This is a genomic window from Micromonospora maritima, from assembly GCF_902825405.1.
Lineage (GTDB): Bacteria > Actinomycetota > Actinomycetes > Mycobacteriales > Micromonosporaceae > Micromonospora > Micromonospora maritima.
The window spans coordinates 1-4830 of the sequence record NZ_CADEAU010000403.1; the positions used below are offsets into that span (position 1 = coordinate 1).

Genomic DNA, 4830 nt, shown 5'->3' on the forward strand with positions numbered 1-4830 from the left:
CGCGCGGGCCGCCCCGCCAGGCTCACGCAGCATCGACCCGACCCGCTGCGTGGCCAGCGCGGCGCCGGCGCGGAGCTGGTCGTCGGTCCGGTCCAGCAGGTAGGCCCGCAGGCCGGCGGCGCTCACCACGCCGGCCACCAGCAGCGCCACGGCGGTCAGCGCCACCATGCCGGCGAGCAGGCCGTGCCGCAGCGGCAGCCGGTTCATCCGCCGGCTCGCAGCGCGTAGCCGAATCCGCGCTGGGTGACGATCAGCGGCGGTCCGAGCGGGTCGAGCTTGCGGCGCAGGTAGCCGACGTAGGTGTCGACCACGTTCGAGGCGCCCCCGAAGTCGTAGCTCCACACCGCCTCGAGGATCTGGGTGCGCGACAGCACCCGACCGGGATTGAGCATCAGGTAGCGCAGCAGCTTGAACTCCGTCGGCGAGAGCGCGAGCAACTGCCCGCCCCGACGGACCTGGCAGGTCTCCTCGTCCAGTTCCAGGTCGGCGTAGCGGAGCAGGCCGGCGGCGTCCCCGGCGTCGGGACCGATCCGCCGCAGCACCGCCCGGACCCGGGCGACCAGCTCGTCGACCGAGAACGGCTTGGTCACGTAGTCGTCGCCACCCCACGTCAGCCCGGCGATCTTGTCCCGGGGCGCGTCGCGGGCGGTGAGGAAGACGATGCCGAACCGGTGCCCCGCGGCGCGCAGCCTCCGGCAGAGCGCGAACCCGTCGCCGTCGGGCAGCAGCACGTCCAGCACCACCAGGTGCGGTGACCGCTCGGCGGCCAGCCGCTCGGCGTCGCCGGCGGTGCCGGCGGCGACCACCTCGAACCCGTGGAACCGCAGCACCGTCGCCACCATGTCGACGATGTTCGGCTCGTCGTCGACCACCAGGACCGTCGTTGCCATCGGGGCCAGCACAGCACAGTCCGATGAGAGTTCGATGAGAATACAGTGCTCGCTTATATAAGGCTCTCCTGATATAAAGAGGTCGTGCACGCCTTCGACGTTCTCGGCGACCCGGTCCGCCGCCGCATCCTGGAGCTGCTCGCCGCCGGCGAGCAGCCAGCCGGCGCACTGGGCGAGACCGTGCGGCGCGAGTTCGGCATCAGCCAGCCCGCCGTCTCGCAGCACCTCAAGGTGCTGCGCGAGCACGGGTTCACCACCGTGCGCGCCGTGGGAACCCGCCGGCTCTACGCGGTCGACCCCGGCCCGCTGCGCGAGATCGACGCGTGGCTGGCCGGCTTCCGCCGGTTCTGGGCGCCGCCGCTGGCCGCGCTCGCCACCGAACTGGCCCGGGGCCGCCGCGAACGCCGATTGCGCGGTAACGAACCCGACGACGAGAGGACCAACCCATGATCGACGTGACCGGGCAGATCAGCGCCGTCGAGCGCCGCATCGGCGACCGGACGCTCCCGGCCGGGCAGGCGCGGGTGCTCACCATCGCGCAGACGTACGACGCAACGGTCGCCGACGTCTTCGACGCCTGCACCAACCCGGAGCGGATTCCCCGCTGGTTCCTGCCGGTCTCCGGCGACCTGCGCCTCGGCGGCCGCTACCAGCTGGAGGGCAACGCCGGCGGCACCGTCGAGCGCTGCGACCCGCCGCACGGCTTCGCCGCCACCTGGGAGTTCGGCGGGGAGGTCAGCTGGATCGAGGTGCGGCTGCGCGAGGCCGGGCCGGGGCGTACCCGCTTCGAGCTGGAACACCTGGCACACGTCGACGACCAGCGGTGGGCCGAGTACGGTCCCGGCGCGGTCGGCATCGGCTGGGACCTGGCGCTGGTCGGTCTGGCCTCGCACTTCGCCGCCGACGGCACGGGCGTCGACCCGGCCGCCGCGGCCGAGTGGATGGCCTCACCGGACGGGCTCCGCTTCGTCACCGAGTCCGGCGCGAGGTGGACGACGGCGAGCGTCGATGCCGGCACGCCGGCAGACCAGGCACACGCGGCGGGCGAGCGGGTGACGGCCTTCTACACCGGCACCCCCACCTCCTGACGCTCCCCGTCGTCGCTCGTCGACGTCGCGGTCCGGAGTCCTCGAGATCTTGGTACGAAAGGGCCCCCAGAGGGGCCGATTCCTTCCAAGATCTCTTCGCTTCTCGCCGTGCGGACGCGCTTCTCCAACGGCAGGACATCGTGGGTCGTCTCGGCGGAGACGCGGGTGATCGGCGTGGACGACGGGTCGCCGTCGCGGGAGAAAAGCGGCGGTGGGATGTCGGTGGGGTGGGGCAGACTGCCGGGCATGCCGATCCGTTCCGTCGCCGACCTGACCGCCGCGCTCGACAACGGGGAGACGTTTACGTATCTGCACTTCTGGGGTCACCGGCCGCAGCGCGACGGCAGCGTCGGTGCCGGCTGCCTGAGCCAGTGGTGGCCGGCGGCGTTCACCGTGGACGGTCGGGAGTACGCGACCGCCGAGCACTGGATGATGTGGCACAAGGCCACGCTCTTCGGCGACCACGAGATCGCCGAGCGGGTGCTGACGGCCACGCACCCGCACCGGGCCAAGGCGCTCGGCCGGCAGGTCCGCGGCTTCGACGAGGCCACTTGGACGGCCCGCCGCTACGACATCGTGGTGGCCGGCAGCGTGGCCAAGTTCGGGCAGCACGAGGAGCTGCGGCGGTTCCTGCTCGGCACCGGCGGCCGGGTCCTCGTCGAGGCCAGCCCGACGGACCGGATCTGGGGCATCGGCCTGGCCGCCGGCGATCCGCGCGCGGGTCATCCGGCCACCTGGCGGGGTGACAACCTGCTCGGCTTCGCCCTGATGGAGGCGCGCGACGCGCTCGCGCGCCCGATCAGCCGAGCGTCCGATCGGCCGGCCGGGTAACGTGCTGCGGCGTGACCGCGTACTCCCACTGCTCCTTCTGCGGCGCGGCCTATCCGGAGCACGCCGGCTGGCCGCGTGTCTGTCCGACCTGCGGCGAGACGGTGTGGCGCAACCCGCTGCCCGTCGCGGTGGCGGTGCTGCCGGTCCGCACCCCCGAAGGGCTCGGCGTGGTGGCCGTACGGCGGGACATCGAGCCGGCGCGCGGGCAACTCGCCCTCCCCGGCGGCTTCGTCGAGTACGGCGAGGAGTGGTCCGAGGCGCTGGTCCGCGAGTTGCGCGAGGAGACCGGGCTGCTCGCCGAGGCCGACGAGGCGCGGCTGTTCGCGGTGCACGGCGCGCCGGCCGGCGGCACCATGATGGTCTTCGGCGTGCTGCCCGAGCGGCCGGCCGGCGACCTGCCGCCGTCGGCGCCCACCGAGGAGGCGACCGAGTGGCTGGTGCTCACCGAGCCGGTCGAGCTGGCCTTCTCCACGCACACCCGGGTGCTCGCCGACTTCCTCGCCGGGCAACGGTCGGACTGATTCCGACCTCGGGCGACCGGACGCAAACTCCTATTGCTTGAATAGGAAAGGCAGCGTCGCCCAGCCCGGAGGTCACCCGTGAGCCGTTCCCCGTCACCCGCCGAAGCCGTCCACGACGCCGAACGGAGCCGGCAGTGGCTCACCGGGCAGGCGCACGGCGCGGGCGTCGACCGCGCGCGGCTGCTGGAGCTGGGTGCCGCCATGGCCGCGGTGACCGCCGCCGCCGCGGAGCGCGAGCCGGTCGCGGTGGCGCCGGCCCCGGTCGGCGTCGACCCGGGTAGGCCGATCGCCAAGCCGCTGCCGGCGGCGCTGCTGCGCCCGCTGGACACCAACGCCGAGATGCGCTGGTCGGCGATGGCCGGCCAGGGGTACGTGGTGCCGAACGACAGGTTCTTCGTCCGCAACCACACCGTCACTCCCCACCTCGACCCGACGACCTGGCGGCTGCACCTGTTCGGCGACGGCCTGCGCGGCGCGCCCACCCGGGACGCCCCGGTCGAGTTCGGTCTCGACGACCTGCGCCGGCTGCCCGCCGAGGAGGGTGCCGCGCTGCTGGAGTGCGCGGGCAACGGGCGACGCTTCTTCGCCGAGCAGCAGGACGAACCGGCCCCCGGCGTGGCCTGGGGGCTGGGCGGCGTCGGCGTGGCCCGGTGGCGCGGCGTACGGCTGGGCACGGTGCTGCGACTGGCCGGGCTGCGCGACGAGGCGGTCGACGTGATGCCCGAGGGCCTCGACCCGCACTACGTCACGGGCGGGGTCGACCTCGGGCCGGTGCGCCGGCCGCTGCCGGTGGCCAAGGCCCTCGACGACGTGCTGCTGGCGTACGAGATGAACGGCGAGCCGCTGCCGGCCGACCACGGGTTCCCGGTGCGGGTGGTGGTGCCCGGCTGGATCGGCATCTCCTCGATCAAGTGGGTGGGACCGGTCGAGGTCTCCACCACCCCCCTGTTCTCCCCCTGGAACACCCAGTTCTACCGGCTGTTCGGGCCCGGGCACCCGACCGAGGGCACGGTGCTCGGCGCGCAGCCGGTGAAGAGCGCGTTCGAGCTGGCCTGGGACGCCCGCCTCCCCGCCGGCGAGGACGTGCTGCTGTGCGGCCGGTCCTGGTCCGGCAACGGGCCGATCGAGCGGGTCGAGGTGGACACCGGCGACGGGTGGCGCGCCGCCGACCTGGTCGCGGCCGACCGGGGCGGCCCCTGGCAGCGCTGGACCGCGTGCTGGCGTACCCCGGCCGCCGGCCGGCACGTGCTGCGCGCCCGCGCCACCGACCGCTCCGGGGCCGGTCAGCCCGACCGGGCCGCCCCGAACGATCTCGCGTACCTGTTCGACGCCGTGGTGACGCACCCGGTCACGGTCGGTTGACCGTCAGGTAGCCCGGCGGGACCGTGTCGGTGAGCCACACCCCGTTCGCCGAGCGGTAGAAGAGATGGCCGTGCGCGGCCATGGCCGCGGCGTCGACCGCGAGCACGACCACCGCGCCGCCCCGGCGCGCGCCGACCC

Annotated in this window: 7 protein-coding genes and 1 pseudogene; 5 read left to right on the plus strand and 3 right to left on the minus strand. The window is 74.0% G+C overall.

Translation table 11 applies throughout. The features are described from left to right. Positions 1-207 (minus strand): annotated as a pseudogene (locus HUW36_RS25630) (hypothetical protein); the annotation flags it as partial. Next, on the minus strand, positions 204-890 hold the full coding sequence (locus HUW36_RS25635) for a response regulator transcription factor (RefSeq protein ID WP_174530501.1): 687 nt from the start codon (positions 888-890) through the stop codon (positions 204-206). The pseudogene HUW36_RS25630 and the gene HUW36_RS25635, both read right to left, overlap by 4 nt. 84 nt (positions 891-974) lie before the next feature. Between HUW36_RS25635 and HUW36_RS25640 the strand changes: the two genes are divergently transcribed. The 5 genes from HUW36_RS25640 to HUW36_RS25660 all read left to right on the plus strand — a co-directional run bounded on the left by HUW36_RS25640 (position 975) and on the right by HUW36_RS25660 (position 4692). After that, positions 975-1340 carry an ArsR/SmtB family transcription factor gene (locus HUW36_RS25640; protein WP_174530502.1) on the plus strand — a complete coding sequence of 122 codons (366 nt, stop codon included), beginning with the start codon at positions 975-977 and terminating at the stop codon, positions 1338-1340. Then, positions 1337-1978 (plus strand): SRPBCC family protein, encoded by a 642-nt coding sequence (locus HUW36_RS25645; RefSeq protein ID WP_174530503.1) that lies wholly within the window; start codon positions 1337-1339, stop codon positions 1976-1978. The genes HUW36_RS25640 and HUW36_RS25645 overlap by 4 nt, the downstream gene beginning before the upstream one ends. Positions 1979-2194: 216 nt before the next feature. Then, positions 2195-2809: a riboflavin biosynthesis intermediates N-glycosidase gene (gene ybiA / locus HUW36_RS25650; RefSeq protein ID WP_174530507.1), complete on the plus strand. Its 615-nt coding sequence runs from the start codon at positions 2195-2197 to the stop codon at positions 2807-2809. An 11-nt stretch (positions 2810-2820) separates the two neighbouring features. After that, complete coding sequence (locus HUW36_RS25655; protein WP_174530504.1) at positions 2821-3330, plus strand: NUDIX domain-containing protein; 510 nt, start codon at positions 2821-2823, stop codon at positions 3328-3330. 78 nt (positions 3331-3408) lie between these two features. Continuing rightward, entirely contained in the window at positions 3409-4692 is a 1284-nt protein-coding gene (locus tag HUW36_RS25660; protein WP_174530505.1) for a sulfite oxidase, read from the plus strand. Here HUW36_RS25660 and HUW36_RS25665 read toward each other — a convergent pair. Next, positions 4679-4830 (minus strand): RNA 2'-phosphotransferase (locus HUW36_RS25665; protein ID WP_174530506.1); only part of this gene is annotated, 152 nt, incomplete at its 5' end. The two genes, HUW36_RS25660 and HUW36_RS25665, sit on opposite strands and share 14 nt — an antisense overlap.